Annotated in this window: 20 protein-coding genes; 10 read left to right on the forward strand and 10 right to left on the reverse strand. The window is 68.6% G+C overall.

Annotation, left to right across the window (positions count from 1 at the left end):
* The first annotated feature begins 66 nt into the window (after positions 1 to 66).
* Together ACQ5DX_RS11770 and ACQ5DX_RS11775 are read left to right on the forward strand one after the other, a co-directional pair.
* Positions 67 to 1,428 carry an L-serine ammonia-lyase gene (locus tag ACQ5DX_RS11770; protein WP_430332788.1) on the forward strand — a complete coding sequence of 454 codons (1,362 nt, stop codon included), beginning with the start codon at positions 67 to 69 and terminating at the stop codon, positions 1,426 to 1,428.
* A complete protein-coding gene (locus ACQ5DX_RS11775; RefSeq protein ID WP_430332789.1) occupies positions 1,412 to 2,653 on the forward strand; it encodes a helix-turn-helix domain-containing protein in 1,242 nt (413 codons plus the stop codon). The genes ACQ5DX_RS11770 and ACQ5DX_RS11775 overlap by 17 nt, the downstream gene beginning before the upstream one ends.
* Here the strand turns inward: ACQ5DX_RS11775 and hisF are convergent.
* From hisF to hisD, 9 genes are all read right to left on the reverse strand, one after another.
* Positions 2,650 to 3,423 (reverse strand): imidazole glycerol phosphate synthase subunit HisF, encoded by a 774-nt coding sequence (gene hisF, locus ACQ5DX_RS11780; RefSeq protein WP_430332790.1) that lies wholly within the window; start codon positions 3,421 to 3,423, stop codon positions 2,650 to 2,652. The two genes, ACQ5DX_RS11775 and hisF, sit on opposite strands and share 4 nt — an antisense overlap.
* Positions 3,420 to 4,253 (reverse strand): inositol monophosphatase family protein, encoded by an 834-nt coding sequence (locus ACQ5DX_RS11785; RefSeq protein WP_430332791.1) that lies wholly within the window; start codon positions 4,251 to 4,253, stop codon positions 3,420 to 3,422. The genes hisF and ACQ5DX_RS11785 overlap by 4 nt, the downstream gene beginning before the upstream one ends.
* A gap of 14 nt (positions 4,254 to 4,267) precedes the next feature.
* The gene (gene priA, locus ACQ5DX_RS11790; protein ID WP_430332792.1) at positions 4,268 to 5,002 is read right to left on the reverse strand and encodes a bifunctional 1-(5-phosphoribosyl)-5-((5-phosphoribosylamino)methylideneamino)imidazole-4-carboxamide isomerase/phosphoribosylanthranilate isomerase PriA; all 735 of its coding nucleotides are present in this window, start codon (positions 5,000 to 5,002) and stop codon (positions 4,268 to 4,270) included.
* A gap of 82 nt (positions 5,003 to 5,084) precedes the next feature.
* Positions 5,085 to 5,720, reverse strand: coding sequence for an imidazole glycerol phosphate synthase subunit HisH (gene hisH, locus ACQ5DX_RS11795; RefSeq protein ID WP_430332793.1), 636 nt, complete (start codon positions 5,718 to 5,720; stop codon positions 5,085 to 5,087).
* Positions 5,721 to 5,729: 9 nt separating this feature from the next.
* Positions 5,730 to 6,884 (reverse strand): MFS transporter, encoded by a 1,155-nt coding sequence (locus ACQ5DX_RS11800; RefSeq protein WP_430332794.1) that lies wholly within the window; start codon positions 6,882 to 6,884, stop codon positions 5,730 to 5,732.
* The gene (locus ACQ5DX_RS11805; RefSeq protein ID WP_430332795.1) at positions 6,884 to 7,036 is read right to left on the reverse strand and encodes a hypothetical protein; all 153 of its coding nucleotides are present in this window, start codon (positions 7,034 to 7,036) and stop codon (positions 6,884 to 6,886) included. The genes ACQ5DX_RS11800 and ACQ5DX_RS11805 overlap by 1 nt, the downstream gene beginning before the upstream one ends.
* Positions 7,037 to 7,040: 4 nt before the next feature.
* Positions 7,041 to 7,655, reverse strand: a complete 615-nt coding sequence (hisB, locus tag ACQ5DX_RS11810) for an imidazoleglycerol-phosphate dehydratase HisB (RefSeq protein ID WP_430332796.1) — start codon at positions 7,653 to 7,655, stop codon at positions 7,041 to 7,043.
* 9 nt (positions 7,656 to 7,664) lie between these two features.
* Entirely contained in the window at positions 7,665 to 8,792 is a 1,128-nt protein-coding gene (locus tag ACQ5DX_RS11815) for a histidinol-phosphate transaminase (protein ID WP_430332797.1), read from the reverse strand.
* Positions 8,789 to 10,111, reverse strand: coding sequence for a histidinol dehydrogenase (gene hisD / locus ACQ5DX_RS11820; protein WP_430332798.1), 1,323 nt, complete (start codon positions 10,109 to 10,111; stop codon positions 8,789 to 8,791). The genes ACQ5DX_RS11815 and hisD overlap by 4 nt, the downstream gene beginning before the upstream one ends.
* A gap of 216 nt (positions 10,112 to 10,327) precedes the next feature.
* Between hisD and ACQ5DX_RS11825 the strand changes: the two genes are divergently transcribed.
* From ACQ5DX_RS11825 to ACQ5DX_RS11840, 4 genes are all read left to right on the forward strand, one after another.
* The gene (locus ACQ5DX_RS11825; protein WP_430332799.1) at positions 10,328 to 11,953 is read left to right on the forward strand and encodes a GMC oxidoreductase; all 1,626 of its coding nucleotides are present in this window, start codon (positions 10,328 to 10,330) and stop codon (positions 11,951 to 11,953) included.
* 10 nt (positions 11,954 to 11,963) lie between these two features.
* Complete coding sequence (locus tag ACQ5DX_RS11830) at positions 11,964 to 13,253, forward strand: glycoside hydrolase family 1 protein (protein ID WP_430332800.1); 1,290 nt, start codon at positions 11,964 to 11,966, stop codon at positions 13,251 to 13,253.
* Between the two features lie 49 nt (positions 13,254 to 13,302).
* Positions 13,303 to 13,920, forward strand: a complete 618-nt coding sequence (locus tag ACQ5DX_RS11835) for a LysE family transporter (protein WP_430332801.1) — start codon at positions 13,303 to 13,305, stop codon at positions 13,918 to 13,920.
* Positions 13,921 to 14,008: 88 nt separating this feature from the next.
* A complete protein-coding gene (locus tag ACQ5DX_RS11840; protein WP_430332802.1) occupies positions 14,009 to 14,695 on the forward strand; it encodes a hypothetical protein in 687 nt (228 codons plus the stop codon).
* Position 14,696: 1 nt separating this feature from the next.
* Here ACQ5DX_RS11840 and ACQ5DX_RS11845 read toward each other — a convergent pair whose 3' ends face one another.
* Positions 14,697 to 15,167, reverse strand: a complete 471-nt coding sequence (locus tag ACQ5DX_RS11845; protein ID WP_430332803.1) for an SRPBCC family protein — start codon at positions 15,165 to 15,167, stop codon at positions 14,697 to 14,699.
* A 241-nt stretch (positions 15,168 to 15,408) separates the two neighbouring features.
* Between ACQ5DX_RS11845 and ACQ5DX_RS11850 the strand changes: the two genes are divergently transcribed.
* The 4 genes from ACQ5DX_RS11850 (at position 15,409) to ACQ5DX_RS11865 (ending at position 20,402) form a co-directional block, all read left to right on the forward strand.
* Complete coding sequence (locus tag ACQ5DX_RS11850; RefSeq protein ID WP_430332804.1) at positions 15,409 to 16,053, forward strand: hypothetical protein; 645 nt, start codon at positions 15,409 to 15,411, stop codon at positions 16,051 to 16,053.
* A 216-nt stretch (positions 16,054 to 16,269) separates the two neighbouring features.
* Positions 16,270 to 17,550: an amidohydrolase family protein gene (locus ACQ5DX_RS11855; protein ID WP_430332805.1), complete on the forward strand. Its 1,281-nt coding sequence runs from the start codon at positions 16,270 to 16,272 to the stop codon at positions 17,548 to 17,550.
* Positions 17,551 to 17,722: 172 nt separating this feature from the next.
* On the forward strand, positions 17,723 to 18,403 hold the full coding sequence (locus tag ACQ5DX_RS11860; RefSeq protein WP_430332806.1) for a hypothetical protein: 681 nt from the start codon (positions 17,723 to 17,725) through the stop codon (positions 18,401 to 18,403).
* A 4-nt stretch (positions 18,404 to 18,407) separates the two neighbouring features.
* The gene (locus ACQ5DX_RS11865; RefSeq protein WP_430332807.1) at positions 18,408 to 20,402 is read left to right on the forward strand and encodes a YhgE/Pip family protein; all 1,995 of its coding nucleotides are present in this window, start codon (positions 18,408 to 18,410) and stop codon (positions 20,400 to 20,402) included.
* Positions 20,403 to 20,429: the final 27 nt, after the last annotated feature.

Raw genomic sequence — 20,429 nt, forward strand, 5'->3', positions numbered from 1 at the left:
TTCGGTCAGGACCGTAATAATGTTCCAAGTGTGGTGTCAAGCACAATCGGAAGGAAACCTGGACCAGTGACCGTGAGCGTGTTCGACCTGTTCTCGATCGGGATCGGTCCGTCGAGTTCCCACACCGTGGGCCCGATGCGGGCCGCACGCAGGTTCGTCAGCGAGCTCGAGCACCGGCACGAGCTCGAACTGGTCCGGCGAGTCCACGTCCTGCTGTGCGGGTCACTCGGCGCCACCGGCCGCGGACACGGATCGGACCACGCGGTCGTGGCGGGTCTGTGGGGCGCCGAGCCCGAGACCGTCGACCCGTCGATGCCGGCACGGTGGCACGCGACGGCCGTCGCGACCGGGTATCTCGATCTCGCCGGACGACACCGAATCCCGTTCGACGACCCCGATCTGATCCTGGACGGGTCCGTGCGGCTGCCGGGCCACCCCAACGCCATGGTGGTGACCGCGGAACTGGCCGACGGGTCCCGACGCGAGCGCACGTACTACTCGGTCGGCGGTGGATTCGTCACCGAGCACGGCGAGCCGCCCGCCACTGTCGACAGCTCCACCACCGTCCCCTATCCCTTCGGCTCCGCCGCCGACCTCTTCGCCCACGCCACCGAGACCGGTCTGCGCACAAGCGATCTCGTTCTCGCCAACGAGTGCGCCCGCGCCCCGGCCGACGACGTCACGGCGGGCCTCGACCGGATCTGGACGGTGATGCAGGAGTGCGTGGAGGCGGGGCTGCACACCGACGGAACCCTCCCCGGGCCGATGCGAGTGCGCCGCAGGGCACCCGACCTCCGCCGCCGACTCGAGAACATCGATGCCGCGGCCGACCCCTTGCACCGGCTCGACTGGGTGAACGCATTCGCCATGGCGGTGAACGAACAGAACGCCGTCGGCGGGCGGATCGTCACCGCCCCCACCAACGGGGCCGCCGGGATCGTCCCCGCGGTGTTGCACTACTACGACCGGTTCGTGCCCGCCGCGAGCCCGGACGGAGTCCGCCGGTTCCTGCTCACCGCGACGGCGATCGGCGCGCTCTACAAGGACAACGCATCCATCTCGGGAGCCGAGGTGGGGTGCCAGGGCGAGGTCGGTTCGGCGTCGTCCATGGCGGCCGGCGCACTGTGCGAACTGCTCGGCGGCAGTCCCGCACAGGTCGAGAACGCGGCCGAGATCGCGATGGAACACAACCTGGGCCTCACGTGCGACCCGGTCGGCGGATTCGTCCAGATCCCGTGCATCGAGCGCAACGCGGTCGCGGCGGTCAAGTCGATCAACGCCGCCCGCATCGCACTGGCCGGTGACGGCACGCATCACGTCAGCCTGGACACTGTCATCAAGACCATGCGCGAAACTGGAGCGGACATGCAGTCCAAGTACAAGGAAACGTCGATGGGGGGTCTCGCCGTAAATGTCGTCGAATGCTGAGCCCGCGTACCGGATCGGGGTCGTCGGGCCATCCGATCTGGTGTCGCTGGTCAAACGCGTTGCCGCCCTGGAGTTCACCGATCACCTCGTGGTGCCCCTGACATACCGCAACGAGGAGCAGGCGCTCGACGTGATCGCCACGAACCCCGACGTCGACGCGCTCTTGTTCACGGGCGTGATCCCGTACACGCTGGCACAGGCGGCCGGCGTCGTCACGAAACCGGCCGCGTACATCGACTACACGGGGGCCACGCTGTACGGCGCCCTCGTCGAACTGATGTCCACGGGACACGACCCCGCCGTCGTCTCCATCGACACCCTCACGCGTCCGCTGGTGGTCGAGAGCCTTACCCACGTCGGCATCGCGACGGACCGGATCGCGACCCTGGAGTACCGCAACGGCATCGACGCCCAGCGCCTCGCCGCCTTCCACCGGGAGCACGCACGGCAGCATCCCGGGGCGGTCGCGATCACGTGCGTGCGGTCGGTGTACGAGCTGATCCGGGAGGACGTGGACGCGATCCGGTTGGCGCCCGCGATCGCGTCGGTGCGTACCGCGCTCGAGGGCCTCGCCATGGAGCTGGCGGGCCGGATTTCGTCGGACGCCCAGGTGGTCCTCGGCATGATTGAGCTCCCCGAGGTTGACGACCGGCTCGTCGACGACGTGCGGGCGCTGGCGGGAAGTGTGTTCCCCACCGGCCCGTCGAGTTACGTCCTGGTCAGCACCCGTGGCGTCCTCGCCCAGCACACGTGCGACTGGACGGTGATGCCGCTCCTCGAGCAGCTGGCCGAACGCCACACCTGGGTGCGGATCGGGCTGGGCGTCGGCCGTTCGGCCGCCGATGCGGAGGCCCTGGCGCGTCGAGCGGTGGACCGCTGTCGCACCGCAGGCCCGTTCACGGCCGTCGTCTCCGTCGGCGCCGGCCGCGACTTCGTCATCACCGACACCGACTCCGACCGGTCCGAGGAGCCGCTCGACCTGCACGTCGCGGCACGCCGGGCGGGGCTGTCCCTCGCGACGCTGGTCAGACTCGAGGCTGCGGTGGCGGCACACGCCGGCGAGGTCACCGCGGCCGACGTCGCCGCGGCGCTCGGAATCGAACCGCGCTCGGCGCGACGGACACTCAAGCAGCTCGAGCGCGCGGGCCTGGCGCGGGTGGTCGGCACCGTCGGCAGTGGTGCCGGACGCCCCGCGGTCCGGTACGCGCTTCGGCTCGAGGCCTAGCGGACGACGATTCCTTCGGCACGCATGGACGCCTTGACGTCCCCGATCGTCATGTCGCCGAAGTGGAAGACGCTGGCAGCGAGGACGGCGTCGGCGCCCGCCTCGACGGCTGGCGCGAAGTGCTCGACGGCACCGGCACCGCCGCTGGCGATCACCGGCACGTGCACCGCGGCGCGGACGGACCGGATCATCTTCAGGTCGAAGCCGGCCTTGGTGCCGTCGGCGTCCATCGAGTTGAGCAGGATCTCCCCCACGCCCAACTCAGCCCCGCGGATCGCCCACTCGACGGCGTCGATGCCGGTGCCGCGCTTGCCGCCGTGCGTGGTGACCTCCCAGCCGGACGGGGTCGGCTCCTGTCCCTCCGGGACGGTGCGGGCGTCGACCGACAGCACGATGCACTGCGAACCGAACCGCTCCGACATCTCCCGCAGCACCTCGGGGCGCGCTATGGCGGCGGTGTTGACGCTCACCTTGTCGGCGCCGGCGCGCAGCAGACGGTCGACGTCCTCGACGGTGCGCACACCGCCACCGACGGTGAGCGGGATGAAGACCTGCTCGGCGGTGCGGGTGACGACGTCGAGCATCGTGCCGCGGTCGCCGCTGGACGCGGTGACGTCGAGGAAGGTCAGTTCGTCCGCACCCTGGGCGTCGTAGGTTGCGGCGAGTTCGACGGGATCGCCCGCGTCACGCAGGTTCTCGAAGTTGACGCCCTTGACGACGCGGCCCGCGTCGACGTCGAGGCACGGAATCACTCGAACAGCCAAAGTCATTGTGGTGGCCCTCCTTCAGGCCGCTTCTCCGGGTCGCCCAGAGAGTGGAGAATGTCGAGCAGTTCGCCGTGCACGCCGGGTGCGGCGGCGAGGACGGAACGCGAACCGACGTGCCAGTCGTCCCCGCGCAGATCCGTCACGATGCCCCCGGCCGCCCGCACGAGCGCGACACCGGCCGCGTTGTCCCACACGTGGTGACCGAACACGACCGCACCCCCGAGAATTCCGGCGGCGGTGTAGGCGAGGTCGGCGCCCGTGGATCCGTGCATCCGGATCCGGGACGAGACGCGGCTGAGCTGACCGAGCAGTTCGAAGCGGTACGGGCCCGGGATGCGGCCACGGCTGTCGATGTTGAACGCGCCGAAGCCGATCATCGCGGCCGACAGCGAACTCGGCTCGAGCCTCGGCAGCGCGACACCGTTGCGGTACAACGGACCGCCCTGTGCCGCCGCGAACCGTTCGCCGGTCAGCGGCAGCCACGTCAGCCCCAACACGGGGACCCCGTCGCGCAGCAGCGCGAGCAGCATGCCCGCGGTGGGCAGGCCGGCCGAGTAGTTGAACGTGCCGTCGATCGGATCGAGGATCCAGACGTCACCGTTCGCGAGTTCGGGCCCACCGAACTCCTCGCCGTGGACCTCGATACCGGTGCGACGCTCCAGTTCGGCCGACACCGCCTTCTCCAATTCGAGGTCGACGGCGGTCGCGAAATCCTTGGGGCCCTTGCGGACCGCACTGGGGGCGCCCAGTCCCTCGACGAACCGGTCCCGGGCACCGTCGAGGACGTCGCTCGCGATCGCGAGCAGCTCGAGCGGATTCCGGGACAGGCTCATCGAGGGGATCGTTCCTAGCGCGAGACCGCGGCCAGGGCCTCGGGAAGCGTGAATCGTCCGGCGTAGAGCGCCTTTCCGACGATCGAACCCTCGACGCCCTGGTCGACCAGACCGGCGATGGCCTCGAGGTCGGCGATGGTCGAGACACCACCCGACGCGACGACCGGTGCATCGGTGGCCGCGCACACCGCGCTGAGCAGCTCGAGGTTCGGGCCGGTGAGGGTGCCGTCCTTGCTGACGTCGGTGACGACGTAGCGCGAGCAGCCGTCGCGGTTGAGGCGCTCGAGGACCTCCCACAGGTCACCGCCGTCGGACACCCAGCCGCGACCGCGCAGGCGGTAGTCGCCGTCGATCAGCTTGACGTCGAGGCCGACGGCGATGCGCTCACCGTGCTTGGCGATGGCGCGGGCGCACCAGTCCGGGTTCTCGACGGCGGCGGTTCCGAGGTTGACGCGGGCGCAGCCCGTCGCGAGGGCGGCCTCGAGGGACTCGTCGTCGCGGATACCACCGGACAGCTCGACCTTGACGTCGAGCTCACCGACGACGGCGGCCAGCAGCTCGCGATTGGATCCGCGGCCGAATGCGGCGTCGAGGTCGACCAGATGCACCCACTCGGCACCGTCGTTCTGCCACGCGAGGGCGGCGTCGCGGGGCGCACCGTAACTGGTCTCGCTCCCCGCCTCTCCCTGAACGAGGCGAACAGCTTCACCGTTGGCGACATCTACAGCAGGCAAAAGGACCAGGCTCACTGCGCCGATCCTAGTGGGTCATCGCCCGCGACCGGGTTCCGGGTCGTCACCGGGCTCGTCGCGGCGACGACCCCGGCGTTGGTCACAGATTGCGGACCCAGTTCTCCAGCAGCTGAGCACCGGCGTCACCGGACTTCTCGGGGTGGAACTGGGTGGCCGAGAGCGGCCCGTTCTCGACGGCCGCGAGGAATCGGTCCCCGTGCTCGGCCCACGTCAGCTTGGGCGGCGCGATGAGCTCCGACGGCGGCAACTCCCACTTGCGCACGCCGTACGAGTGCACGAAGTAGAAGCGGGTGTCGGGGTCCATTCCGGCGAACAGCACGCTGTCCTCCGGCGCCTCGACGGTGTTCCAGCCCATGTGCGGCAGAACGTCGGCCTCGAGCCGTTCGACGGTGCCGGGCCACTCGCCGCAGCCCTCGGCCTCGACGCCGAACTCGACGCCCCGCTCGAAGAGGATCTGCATGCCGACGCAGATTCCCAGCACCGGGCGCCCGCCGGCCAGTCGCTGGCCGATGATCCGCTCACCCTTGACCTTCAGCAGGCCCTCCATGCACGCGGCGAACGCGCCGACGCCGGGCACCACGAGACCGTCCGCGGCGAGAGCGATCTGCGGGTCCGCGGTCACCTCGATCTGCGCACCGGTGCGCGCGAGCGCGCGCTGGGCGGAGTGCAGATTTCCGGAGCCGTAATCGAGAAGGGCAACCTTGCGTGCGGTCATGGGAGAACTCTATCGGGGACGCGACCCGGCCCCGCGCGCCGCCAGGGCGACGGGCGCGACGGCCAGGGCGACGACGGAAGCCAGCGCGAACACCGCCGGGTAGCCCGCCAGCCCGGCGACCACGCCGAGCGCGAGCGAGCCGACGCCGGTACCGCCGTCGTACGCGATGTTCCACGCGGCGCTGGCCGCCCCGACCCGGTCACGCCCGGCCGAGGCGAGGAGCGTGAGCAGGGCCTCGTTCTGGACCGCCCCGAAGCCCGCGCCGAACGCCATGGCACCGGCGATCAACGCGACATCACCGCCGCCGATGCCGGCCACCGCGAGCGCCAACAGACCCATTCCGATCGCGGCGAGGACGAGGGCAGGCACCATGGTCCGGCCCGCGCCGATGCGGTCGGCGATCACGCCGGCACCGTAGCGGCCGACGAGCATCGCACCGGCGGACACCGACAGCGCGATTCCCGCGACGGCGGCACGGTTCTCCGACGCGATCGGCAGCAGCGAGGACATGCCTCCGTAGGCCGCGGCGACCACGAACATCGACAGGCACGGAATCACGAGCACGCGCGGCGACAGGCCCTTCCGACCGGTCGGAAGCCCCGGATTCGGGACCGCGGGTAATCGGGTGATCGTGAGGAGCGACACCAGGGGAACGGCCGTCCCCAGCCCGAACACCACGGCGTGGTGGCCGGACTGATACAGCGCCAGCCCCAGCGGCAGCACGATCATCTGGGCGGCCGCGATCGCCACACCGTTCGCGCCGGTGACGCGGCCGAGCAGGTTCGGTGGAGCCAACTCGGCCAGCAGTCCGATGCCGGCGACAGTGACCAGACCGAATCCGATGCCTCTGATCGCGGAGATGATCAATGCGGGTGTCGTCGCAGTGCTCCACAGGAATGCGAGCGACGGCAGCCCCAGCAGCAGACAGCCGACGGCGAGTACCGCCCGATAGCCGACACTGCGCAGCAGCGCCGGCACCTTCAATTGGGTTGCGACTGTGGTCGCCATGAACACCGCCGTCGACGCGCCGGCCGCCGCATCGGAGCCACCGCCGTCGGCAATCGCCAACGGAACAACCGGCAACAACAGCGACCAGCCACCGAACGTGGTGGCACCCATGAGCAGAGCAACCAGGATCCCGCGAGCCCGCAGGAGTTCACGCATCAGATCAGCCGCAGGATTCCCGACGCCGCCGCAAGGATCGCGAGTGCCACGAGCACGCCCGAGGCCAGCTTGTTCACTTTCCACATCGCGAATGCGCCGCCGATGGCGAAGCCCGCCGCGAGGAACAGAATGTAGATGAAGACCGTACTCATGGTTCTACAGCGCACCCTTGGTCGACGGCACACCCGAGACACGGGGATCGGGCTCGACGGCCTCGCGCAGCGCGCGGGCGACGGCCTTGAACTCGGCCTCGGTGATGTGGTGCTGGTCGCGGCCGTACAGCACGCGCACGTGCAGCGCGATGCGCGCGTTGAGCGCGATCGACTCGAACACGTGGCGGTTGATCACCGTCGAGTACGGCACACCCGGGTAGCCCCCGATCACGCTGTGCAGCATGTGTTCCGGCTCGCCGGTGTGGACACAGTACGGGCGCCCCGAGACGTCGACCGATGCGTGCGCCAGCGTCTCGTCCATCGGAATGAACGCGTCACCGAAGCGCCGGATGCCGCGCTTGTCACCGAGCGCCTGCCCCAACGCCTGGCCGAGCACGATTGCCGTGTCCTCGACGGTGTGGTGCGCGTCGATCTCGACGTCGCCCTTCGCCTGGACGGTCAGATCGAAGCTGGCGTGCGCGCCGAGCGCGGTGAGCATGTGGTCGAAGAACGGGATTCCTGTCGACACGTTCACGATTCCGGTGCCGTCGAGGTTCAACTCGACGACGATGCTCGACTCCTTGGTGGTCCGCTCCACCCGTGCGATCCGATCACTCATCGCAGTCCTTCAGCCCTTCAGTTCGGTGGACGCAAGTTTCCTGCTGACGCGCAGCAGTTCGTCGTTCTCGGCGACCAGGCCGATCGTGGCACGCAGATGGCCCGGGATGCCGACGTCGCGGATCAGCACTCCCTCGTCGAGGTAGTGCTGCCACGTGCGCGCCGCGTCCTCGAAGAGCCCGAACAGGATGAAGTTCGCGTCGCTGGGCACGACGGTGTAGCCCATCTCGGTCAGCTCGGCGCTCACCCGATCTCGCTCGGACGCCAGTTCGGCCACGCTGCCGAGCGTCTCGTCCGCGTGGCGCAACGCGGCGCGCGCCGCGGCCTGCGTGACGACCGACAGGTGATAGGGCAAGCGCACCAACAGCATTGCGTCGATGAATGCCGGCGCCGCGACCAGGTAGCCGAGTCGGCCACCGGCGAACGCGAACGCCTTGCTCATCGTCCGGCTCACCACCAGCTTGGTGGGGAACTCGTCGATCAGGCTGACCGCGCTGGGCACCGACGAGAACTCGGCATACGCCTCGTCGACGATCACGATGCCCGGAGCGGCGGCGAGGATCGGCTTCAGGTCCTCGAGCGGGATGCTGTGCCCGGTGGGGTTGTTCGGGCTGGTGACGAAGACGATGTCCGGTCGACGCTCCTCGATCACCCGCACCGCGGCCGCGGTGTCGAGCGAGAAGTCGTCGTGCCGCGGGGCCGCGATCCACTCGGTCTGCGTGCCGGTGACGAGCAGCGGGTGCATCGAGTACGACGGCACGAAGCCGATCGCGCTGCGGCCGGGCCCACCGAACGCCTGCAGCAACTGTTGCAGCACCTCGTTGGAGCCGTTGGCCGCCCACAGGTTGGACACGTCGAGCGTCACACCGGTCTGCCGGGTCATGTACTCGGCCAGATCGGTGCGCAGCGCGACCGCGTCCCGGTCCGGGTAGCGGTGCAGGTCCGCGGCGGCCGCGCGCACAGCCTCGGCGACGTCGTCGACCAGCGCCTTCGACGGCGGGTGCGGGTTCTCGTTGGTATTGAGCTGCACCGGCACCGTCAACTGCGGCGCGCCGTACGGGGATTGACCGCGCAAGTTCTCCCGGATGGGCAGATCGTCGATACCGACGGCCGATCCGGGGACCACCCCGGCGCTCACTTCAGTGCCTCGAAGCGCAGCCGCACAGCCTCGCCGTGCGCCGGGAGGTCCTCGGCGTTGGCGAGGGTGATGACGTGGCCCGAAACCTCCTTGAGAGCGGACTCCGAGTAGTCGACCACGTGGATGCCACGCAGGAACGTCTGCACGCTCAGGCCCGACGAGTGCCGCGCGCAGCCGGCGGTGGGCAGCACGTGGTTGGAGCCGGCACAGTAGTCGCCCAGGCTCACCGGCGCCCACGGGCCGACGAAGATCGCTCCGGCGGATCGCACCTGCGCGGCGACCGCGGAGGCGTCCTCGGTCTGGATCTCGAGGTGTTCGGCGGCGTAGGCGTTGACGACCTTCAGGCCCGCGGCGATGTCGTCGACCAGGACGGTGCCGGACTGGCTGCCGCGCAGCGCGGTCTCGACACGCTCGCGGTGCTTGGTCAGCTCGAGCTGCGCGGCGAGCGCCTTGTCGACGGCGTCGGCCAGCTCGGTGCTGGTGGTCACCAGGACGCTCGCGGCCATGACGTCGTGCTCGGCCTGGCTGATCATGTCGGCGGCCACGTGCACCGGGTCGGCGGTGTGGTCGGCCAGGATCGCGATCTCGGTCGGGCCGGCTTCGGCGTCGATGCCGACCAGTCCGCGGCACAGGCGCTTGGCGGCGGTGACGAAGATGTTGCCGGGGCCGGTGATGAGGTCGACCGGGGCGAGTTCGCCGCCGTCGGTGTCGGTGCCGCCGTAGGTGAGCAGCGCGACGGCCTGCGCACCGCCCACCGCCCACACCTCGTCGACGCCGAGCAGCGCGGCCGCGGCGAGGATCGTCGGGTGCGGCAGGCCGCCGAACCCGGCCTGCGGCGGCGAGGCGACGACGAGCGACTCGACGCCCGCGGCCTGCGCCGGGACGACGTTCATCACGACGGACGACGGGTACACCGCGTTGCCGCCCGGCACGTACAGGCCGACCCGCTCGACCGGCACCCACCGCTCGGTGACGGTGCCGCCGGGGACGACCTCGGTGACAGTGTCGGTGCGACGCTGATCGGCGTGGACCTTGCGGGTCCGCTCGATCGCGACCTCCAGCGCAGCGCGGACGTCGGCGTCCAGCTCGGCGAGCGCACGGTCCAACTCGGCGCGCGGGACGCGGACAGTCTCGGGGCGAACCCTGTCGAACTTCTCGCCGTACTCGAGCGCGGCCTCGGCGCCACGGTCGCGGATGTCCTCGACGACGGGACGGACCTGATGCAGCACCGCGTCCACGTCCACTCCGCCACGAGGCAGCGCACCTCGGAGCTCAGCGGTGGAAGGGGTACGACCGCGAAGGTCGGTGCGGGCAAGCATGAGAGGTCCTCTCTGGAGAACGGGGTTTACACCGATTATCCGTGATAGGCGCAAGTTGCTTTCGTTCCGGCCCCACGCGCGCGTCGAACGGATCCCCAACCGCGCTGAGCGGTACGCCTGAACTGCGATTTATGCGAAAGACACCCCACTGGACACGTGTCCACCATAGAGTCCCGACCTGCGAGACCTCGTCGGACGCACACGCAGGGAGCCGCCGTGACCCCACACCTCGATCCGCCCGTATCCGCCCGCGCCGGAGTAACGCGGCGCGCGTTCCTGGGAGGCGTCGGCGGCACCGCTGCGGCCACCCTCGCGGCAGCCACCGCGCGCACGGCCGCCGCCGCTCCACCGCAGGGCCCCGCGGTGACCGAACAGCGGCGCCGTGCCGTCGTCGTCGGCAGCGGATTCGGCGGCGCGATCGCCGCGACGCACCTCGGGCGGGCCGGCGTCGACACGCTGATCCTCGAGCGCGGCATCTGGTGGCCCACCGGACCCAACGCCGAGACCTTCCCGCACATGTTCGCGCCCGACCAGCGCTCCGCCTGGTTGCAGCCGCACCCGGTGATGACCGGCGCTCCCCCGGCGGTGTTCGCGCCGTTCACCGGGATCATGGAACGCATTCCGGGCAACGGCATGGACGTCCTGTGCGGCGCCGGCGTCGGCGGTGGCTCGCTGGTGTACCACGGCATGACCATGCAGCCGAACGGCGCAAACTTCGCCAAGTGCGTCTCGTCGTCGATCGACTACCAACTGATGGACGAGGTCTACTACCCGCGGGTGGCGCGCATGCTGCGCATCGCGACGATCCCGGACGACGTCCTCGCGAGCCCGCAGTACCTCTCGTCGCGGCAGTTCCTCGACGCCGCCGCCGCGCAGGGTCTCGACACGTTCCGGGTCCCGATGCCGATCGACTGGGAGTTCGCCCGCCGGGAACTGCGCGGCGAGATGCGCCCGTCGTACACCAACGGTGACGTGATCTACGGCGTCAACAACGGCGGTAAGAACTCGCTCGACGTCACCTACCTCCCCGAGGCCCAGGCCACGGGGCGGGTCGAGGTGGCGCCGCTGCACCGGGTGAACGACATCGAACGCGGCCAGGACGGCACCTGGGTGGTGCACTGCGACCGCATCGGAACCGACGGCACCGTCCTCGAACGCAAGCGGATCGTCACCGACGCCCTCTTCCTCGCGGCGGGCTCGCCCGGCACCACCCGCCTGCTGGTGAAGGCGCGCGCGAAGAACCTCGTCCCCGACCTGCCCGACGCGGTCGGCACCGGGTGGGGCAACAACGGCGACCGGATCTTCATGGTCACGCGACTCGACAACAGCCCGGGCGCGTGGCAGGGCGGGCCGGCGTGCGTCGGCGTCAAGGACTGGAACAACCCGGCCGGGGCGCTCACCATCGTCACCGGCCCGGTCCCGTTCCCCGTGGACGTGCACACGACGTCGGTGATCGGGTACGGCGTGGTGCCGGGCCTGGGCGTGTGGAATTACGACCCGAACCGTGACGACGCCGTCCTCACGTGGAATCAGGCGTACGACCGGGGGCTCACCGACGCGATCCGCGCGCGGATCGAGCAGATCGTCGGCGCCGGGTTCGGCGTCATCGCGGCCGACGTGAATGCGTTCGACACCAACACCTTTCACCCGCTCGGCGGGGCGCCGCTCGGTTCCGTGTGCGACGACGCCGGGCGTGTGCACGGACAGCGCGGTCTCTACGTCCTCGACGGCTCACGCATCCCCGGTTCGACCGGCGCCTGCAATCCGTCGATGACGATCGCGGCGCTGGCCGAGCACAGCATGGACACCCTCGTTCCCGCCGACGTCGGCACCGTCTTCTGAAGGAGCAACCGTGAAGACCGTCCTGCGCGCCGCAATCGTGGCCGTCGCCGCGGCACTGCTCGCCGCACCCGCGGCGCACGCCACGCCACTCGGCGACGACTTCCTGTGGGGAGTGGCCACGTCCGGCTTCCAGTCCGAGGGCTCGTCGCCGGACAGCAACTGGGCGCGCTACTCGGCGTCGGGCCAGACCCACGACAAGATCGGCAACGCGGTCGACTTCCGGCACCGCTACGCCGAGGACATCGACAACGCCGCCGCGCTCGGGGTCGACGTGTTCCGGTTCGGCATCGAGTGGGCCCGAGTGCAGCCGAGCCCGGACACGTGGGACGAGGCCGAGTTCGCGTACTACGACGACGTCGTCCGCCGGATCCGTGAGCACGGGATGACACCGATGATCACGCTCGATCATTGGGTGTATCCGGGCTGGATCGCCGACCGCGGTGGCTGGGCCGATCCGCGGACCGCCGACGACTGGCTGGTGAACGCCGAGAAGGTCGTCGAGCGCTACCGGGACGCCGGCGCGATCTGGATCACCTTCAACGAGCCGACGACGTACGCACAGCGGGAACTGACCTTCGGCGGAATCTCGTTGGGCGACGCACCGAAGATGTTCGACGGCCTGGTCCGCGCCCATCGCGCGATCTACGACCGGATCCACGAACTCGATCCGCGCGCGCGGGTCGGCAGCAACCTGGCGTTCATCCCCGCGGTCTTCGGGGTGCTCGACAACCTGTTCGTCGACCGGGTCACGGACAAACTCGACTTCCTCGGGATCGACTACTACTACGGCGTCTCGCTCGACAACGTTTCGGCGATCGCGGCGGCCACCGACCGGTTCTACGACGTGGTCCCGCAACCGGACGGGATCTACCACGCGCTCATCGCGTACCACCGCAAGCTGCCCGGGATGCCGCTGTACGTCGTCGAGAACGGCATGCCCACCGACGACGGCAAGCCCCGCCCCGACGGGTACACCCGCTCGGACCACCTGCGCGACCACGTCTACTGGATCGAGCGGGCCCGCCAGGACGGCGCCGACGTGATCGGCTACAACTACTGGTCGATCACGGACAACTACGAATGGGGTTCGTACCGTCCACGATTCGGCCTCTACACGGTGGACGCACTCACCGATCCGACGCTCACCCGCCGGCCCACGGACGCCGTCGCCACGTATCGGACGATCATCGAGGACGGCGGCGTGCCGGCCGACTACCGTCCGGTGATGGCGGAGGCGTTCTGCTCGCTCGTCGATCCGCCGGCCAGTTGTCTCGGGTCCGGATCGTCGGGCGGCTCGTGATCGCACCCGCCGCCGGACGCAGACACCCACCGGAGTACATTTCTCGCCCGTGTCGTGGCAGGTCTGGTTGGCGTTCTTCGGCGCCAGCTGGGTGATCAGTCTGTCACCGGGGGCCGGCGCCATCGCGTCCATGTCGACGGGGCTGCAGCACGGCTTCCTGCGCGGGTACTGGAACATCCTCGGCCTGCAGTTGGCACTGCTGATGCAGGTCGCCGTCGTGGCCGCGGGGGTCGGTGCGCTGCTGGCAGGTTCGACGACGGCATTCCTGATCGTCAAATGGTTCGGCGTCGCCTACCTCGCGTATCTCGGGGTGCGGCAGTGGCGCTCGGCGCCCGCACCGATCGAGGCCGAACCGGACGAGGGTCACACCACGGCCGCCGGGCTCGTGCTGCGGGCGTTCCTGATCAACTCCAGCAATCCGAAGGCGATCGTCTTCATGCTGGCGGTACTGCCGCAGTTCCTGGATCCAGCGGCGCCACTGCTACCGCAGTACGCACTGATGGCGGCCACGATGGTCGCCGTCGACACCGTCGTGATGACCGGGTACACGGGCCTCGCCGCGCGGGTGCTGCGGCTGCTGCGGTCCCCGCGTCAACAGCAGGTCACCAGTCGCGTCTTCGCGGCCCTGTTCTTCACCGCCGCCGCGGCGCTCGCGACCGCGGTGTGACACGGCGCGGCCGGAGTTGTGCCCTACCGCCGCGGACCGTTCCGTGCCTACGCTGACGAGGCAGCATGCCCGACAATCGGGAGCGACCATGACCACCAGTCCGCGAGACCTCGCCGAACAACTGCCCGTCCTCCCACCGGGCGACGAGTTCGAACGGTTCGCCGGGTACGGGGTAATGGGTCTGCCGTTCGCGACCGGATACTACCTCGCTCTCCGGCACTTCCCTGCGAGCTCGATCGGTCCCGGCTACGACTCGGTGTGGTACCGGGATCCGGCCGGCCGGTGGGTCATGTACACCAGCGGCGCGCCGGAGTCCGCTTGTCCGCGCTACTTCGGGCAGGCGCTGGCGGAGTCCCGAACCGCGGACATCGCTGTCACCTGGACCGGACCGGACGAGTTCCACGTGACCGTCGACGACACGATCGACTGGTCGGTGGCGCTGACCCGCTCCCTCGCCACCCGCGCGATGAGCGCGGCCGGGTCACTGCTCCCCGCCGCACTGTGGCGCAACGACCGCGTGCTGACACTGATGTCCCGGGTGGCCGGTCCGCTGCTCGGAGTGGGCCGGGTCGGCTTGACCGGCCAGGCCCCGAACGGGCAGTCGTTCCGGGCCAATCCGCGCCGGTTGTGGGCCGTGCAGCGCAGCCACGCGACGGTCGACGGCGTCGACCTCGGAACGCCGGGCGCCCTCGCGGAGCAGACCCGGCTCGGTGGGTTCTGGTTGCCGCAGCGCGGCATGTTCGCGATCGGCGAGGCGTACTTCACCCCGGCGTGAGTCACCCGTCGGCGTAGCGCGCCCGCAGGTGTTCGAGGGTCGAGGTGATGCCCTCCTCGTTCTTCGACCGGAAGCCCATCCACTCCACCCACTGCGGGAACCGGACCATCGAATAGTCGAACACCTCGGTCACCTCGGTGTGCCCGGGAGTGGTCTCCTCGAACTCCCACCGCCAGTGGTGCCCCAAGGGGTGTTTCCATTCGACAACATGCCCGTCCTCGAAGTCGACCACCCGGCTCGTGATCCGGTACGGCGCGCCGTACATCTTCATCGAGACGGTGAACGTGGCGCCGTCGTCGAGACGGTCCGGGCCGGAAACGGTGTGCTGCACGGTCCCGGACCCGTCGAGCTCATGGTGGCGCCGCGGGTCGGCAATCAGGTCGAAGACCGTCGAGGCGGGTACATCGACGGTGACCCGACGGGCGATTCTTCGCGGTCCGCGATCGACCGCAGTGACGTTCGACTCGCTCATGCGTCCACGGTACGTCGCACGGAGTCGGTCGGCACCCTGGCGGGGCTGTGAGCGCTCGTTCGGCAGCCGGTATCGCGTCGAGCGCAACGGGCATTCAGTGAATGTAATACCAACGTACGTACGCACGGTCGTCGAATCGCAACCGTCTTTCCCTGCACGACAAGCTTATTCAACCGCCCCTCCCGCAGCTCGTTCACCGGAAGCCACACATCGCCAAAGATCGCGACCTATACTGCCGCACATGCTGATTCACCCGACTCTGCGGATGCAATCGTGGGGATTCACGATCGGGTCTCTACTTTTCGCGCTCGGCTCGGCGCCGGTGCTCGCTCCGGCCATCGGGACGGCCGCCGCCAACACGGCCTTCTTCGTCGGCTCGTGGTTCTTCACCTACGCCGCGTTCATCCAGTTGATCCTGAGCGGCGCGGCCACGACGATGACAGATAGCGGCAAGCCGGCGATTCGCGCGGAGTGGCTCGCCGCCGCGACCCAGTTCCTGGGCACCCTGCTGTTCAATATCAGCACCGGCGCGGCGCTGCACGCCCACACCATCTCGGGTGAGCAGCACCTGGTCTGGAAGCCTGACGCGGTGGGTTCGATCGCCTTCCTGATCAGCAGTTCTCTGGCGATTCTGATCCTCACCCGCGCGAAGTGCTACTGGGCTCCGCGCTCGCTCGACTGGCAGAGCACCTGGCTCAATGCCGTGGGTTCGCTCGCGTTCGGACTGTCGGCCGTGGGAGCGTTCATCACGCCGTCGGGCGGCGTCGAAGACGCATCCCTTGCCAACGCCGGCACCTTCGTGGGAGCCCTGTTCTTCTTCGGGGCTTCCGCCATCTTCCTCGGTACACCACGGAGCCCGTCGAAGGAGCCGGTCGAGTCCATCTGACCCAGGTCCACGGCCGATCCTGCTGCCGCGACGCACTGTCGCGCGGCAGCAGGATCGGCCGTTTGCGCCGGAACCCTTTGCGTGACAATGACACTTGTCGATCCCGTTTCGACGGCCTCGCAGGCAAATCCGGACAACTCGGAACGGGTGATATAGGGGGTTATTTCCGTCCCGCCGGCGATCACCCCGGACCGCCCGCTGTTAGCTTTGCGAGGTATGACGACTCCTCCGGAAAGCAAGAAGCGTTTACTGTTTCGCGACGTCCGGGTGTTCGACGGCGTATCGGCAGAACTCAGCAATGGGGACGTACTGATCGACGGCAACAAGGTCGCCGCCGTGTCGACGTCCCCCGTCGGGGGCGAACCCGGCAGAGACACCGTCGTCATCGACGGCGGCGGCCGGGTATTGATGCCCGGCATGAGCGATGCCCATGTCCATCTGGTGGGCAACGCCAATTCCTACGTCGACCTCTTGATGGGCACGGAGGGACACATCACCCTCAACGGTGTCGCCGAGGCAAAGAACATGCTGATGAGAGGGTTCACCGCGGTTCGCGACATGGCCGGCGACACCGCGAGCATCAAGTCCGCCATCGATCGCGGTCAGTTCCTCGGGCCCCGCATCTATCCATGTCAGGCAGCGATCTCGCAGACCAGCGGTCACGGCGACTTCGGCAACGTCTACGACACGCCCTCCGCTCTCGGTGGTACCGAGAATCGCTCGGAAACAATCGGTTTCATGCGGATCGCAGACGGCGAGGAACGAGTCCTGGCCGCTGTGCGCGAGCAGCTCAGGAAGGGTGCATCGCAGATCAAGCTGATGGTCGGCGGCGGCGCCGCCTCGACCTACGATCCTCTGTACACGGTGCAGTTCACGGACGGTGAACTGCGGGCAGCGGTCGACGCCGCAACCGACTACGGCACCTACGTCGCGACCCATGTCTACAACGTCACCGGCATCCGGCGCGCGATCGACGCCGGCGTCAAGTCGATCGAGCACGGCCACCTGTCCGACGAACCGACGGTCGCGTTGATGGCCGAGCGCGACGTCTGGCTGTCGATGCAGCCGTTCGCGGAAGAGGATCACCACTACCCCGACCCCGACCGTGCCGAGAAGAACCGGCAGATCTGCAGCGGCGTGGACCGGATCTACGGCTGGGCCAAGAAGTACGGGGTGAAGGTGGCCTTCGGCACCGATCTGCTGCTCGAGCCGCAGTTCGCGAAGCGACAGAGCCAGATGGCGGCCCGACTGGGTGACTTCTACAGCAATGTCGAGGCGCTGCGCATGCTGACCTCGGGCAATGCAGAGCTCTTCCGGCTCGCCGGTGAACGCGATCCCTACCGGGACGCCCCGTTCGGGGTCGTGGCGCAGGGGGCCTGGGCCGACCTGCTGCTGGTGGAGGGCAATCCGCTCGACGACCTGAGCGTGCTGGCCGACCCGGAGAAGTACCTGTCGGTGATCGTCAAGAACGGCGAGGTCGTCAAGAACAGCCTGTGACTGTCCGACGGCCCGTGGGCCGATCCGACGTCGGTTTCGAAGTAGTGAGGGACAAGGACAGCATCCGAACATGTCGCCGTTCGCCGAGCGACGAGGGACTGTGGAGTGCGAATTGGTCGAAACACAGGTCGAGGGGTACCAACCCCCATGGGAACCGGTCTCAGGAACTTTGGTGTCCGCCAGAGCAATCGAACTCGACGGCCCGTGGGGCCACGTGTTCGGGCCGCTCGATCTCGACATCGACATCGGTGGAGTGACCGTCCTCGCCGCACCGTCCGGTGCCGCCCGCACCGCCCTGTTGATGGCACTGTGTGGACGGATGCGTCTGACCGCCGGATCCCTCACGGTCCTCGGGTTCGAGGACAAGCCCATGGCGGTGTTCCGCAACTCGACCATCGCGTGCCTCAACGAGTTGGACGAGGTCCGCCCATCGGTCACCGTGCGCGATCTCGTCACCGAACAACTGAGGTGGGACTCGCCGTGGTACCGATTCGTCCCGCGCGTGGGGACGAGCGGCGTCGAGGAGATGTGCAGCGAGGTGTTCGGCGACGTACCGCTGCCGCCGCTCAACGCGTTCGTCGATGACCTGCCCGAGATCCAGCAGTTGTTGTTGCGGATCGCCGTCGCAAACACGCGACGACCTCCTCTACTCGTCGTGGGCAGGATCGACAAGATCGCCGATGACGAAGAGCGCCTCATGGTTCTGGAACGGCTTGTGACACTTGGCCAAAACCAGTCCGTGATCACCGCCGACGTGAATCCTTTCCCACCGGGGAGTTCAGTGCGCGCGGTCGTGGACCTGCACCAGCTTCTGAACGCCGGCGACATCGGCGTCATGACCGAGGCGAGGTAGGCCGATGCTTGCAGGAATTTCCCTGGGCAGCGATTCGAAGCGCTACTTCCGTGGCACGATGCCGCGAATCGCCATCATCACGATCATCCTCATGCCGTTGCTCTACGGCGCGATGTACCTCTGGGCGTTCTGGAATCCGTTCGGCGCGGTGGACAAGATCCCGGCCGCGATCGTCAACAACGACACGGGCAGGACGGCGGACGGCCAGCAACTCGACGCCGGCGACCAGGTCGTGAAGTCCCTGATCGCTTCCGGCCAACTCGACCTCGCGGAAGTGTCCCAGGAAGACGCCGCGAAAGGCCTCTCGGACGGCAAGTACTACTACACGATCACCCTTCCCGAGAACTTCAGTGCCGCGGTCTCGTCACCGAACGGCGACCACCCCGAGAAGGCAGATCTCATCTTCACCTTCAACGACGCGAACAACTATCTCGCGACGATCATCGGCCAGGACGCGTCGGAACAGGTGATCAATCAGGTCAATTCGACCATCGGGGCGCAGGGCGTGGGGCAGGTCCTCACCGGCCTGCAGAGCGCCGGGTCCGGCCTGGGGAAGGCCGCGGACGGCGCCGAACAGCTCGCCACGGGTATCGACCAGGCCAACAGCGGCGCCGATCAGCTGGCGTCCGGGGCCCACACCCTCGCCGACAACATGGTCACGGCGCGAAACGGCTCGGACGCCCTGGCTGCGGGCGCCTCCCAGCTGGCGGCCGCGGTCGACGGCGTGGCCGACCCTCTGCTCAACGCGCTCGATGGGAGCGCACTGCCGAACGTCGGCGGTCAGGTGGCGCAGCTGCGCCAGTCGCTCGCGGATCTCGCGAACCGGGTCCCTGGCGCGGAACAACCACCGACACAGACGGTCCAGGCCGTCGAGCAGGTGATCAACGTCCTCAACCGCAGTTCCGATCCGATTGTGCAGCAGGCCGTCGCAGCGCTCACACCACTCACCCGCCCGGCCGCTGCTACCGCTGGAACGGCGGATCTGCGTGGGGAACTCGAAGCGCTGCACTCCGACGCCCAGGCACTCGAATACCAGCTGACCGATCCGAACAGTCCCCTACAGAGCGGCCTAGCAATGCTGCAGAACGGCGGCCTCGCCTCCGACGTGCGGCAGCTACGTAACGGTGCCGACCAACTCAGCTCCGGGGCCGCGACGCTCAGTCAGGGCATGGGGCAGCTGACGGACGGCAGCTTCCAGCTGGCCACTGGCGCAGACCAGCTCGCGGCCGGAACAGCTCAGTTGCAGTCCGGGTCGAAGGAACTGGCCTCCGCCCTGCAGCAAGGCGCGGGTCAGGTACCGAGCTGGACCGACGATCAGCGCACCGCAACGGCCGAGACACTGTCCACTCCGGTCGCGCTGCAGCAGGAGTACACGAACGTGGCTCCGACGTTCGGAACCGGATTCGCACCGTTCTTCCTGTCGTTGGCGCTCTTCGTCGGCGGCATAATCACGTGGATGCTGTTGACCCCGTTGCAGTCCCGCCCCACCGTGGGTGGCGTCGGACTGTACCGGACCGTGCTCGCGTCGTACTGGCCGGCGCTCCTGGTCGGCATCCTGCAGGTGGTCGTGATGTACACGGTCGTGCACTTCGGCGTCGGACTGGACGTCAAACACGTCCTCGGCACGATCCTGTTCCTGATGTTGATCTCCGCGACGTACCTCGCGATGATCCAGGCGTTCAACGCGCTGTTCGGAGTCGCGGTCGGCCGCGTGGTCACCTTGGCCTTCCTCATGCTCCAGCTCGTGTCGGCGGGTGGCATCTACCCGGTACCGACGACCGCGACGCCCTTCCAGGTGATTCATCCGTTCGACCCGATGACCTACACGGTGAACGGTCTGCGTCAGCTCACCGTCGGTGAGCACGTCGACTCACGACTCTGGACAGCCATCGCCGTGCTGACGGGCATCCTGCTCGTGAGCCTCACTGTCAGCGCTCTCTCGGTCCGCCGTAACCGGCGGTACACGATGGAGCGCCTGTATCCACCCATCGAGGTCTGATCCCCGACCGACGCCGGGAGTTCCTGA

It is taken from the genome of Rhodococcus sp. ACT016 (genome assembly GCF_050477185.1).
Taxonomy (GTDB): domain Bacteria; phylum Actinomycetota; class Actinomycetes; order Mycobacteriales; family Mycobacteriaceae; genus Prescottella.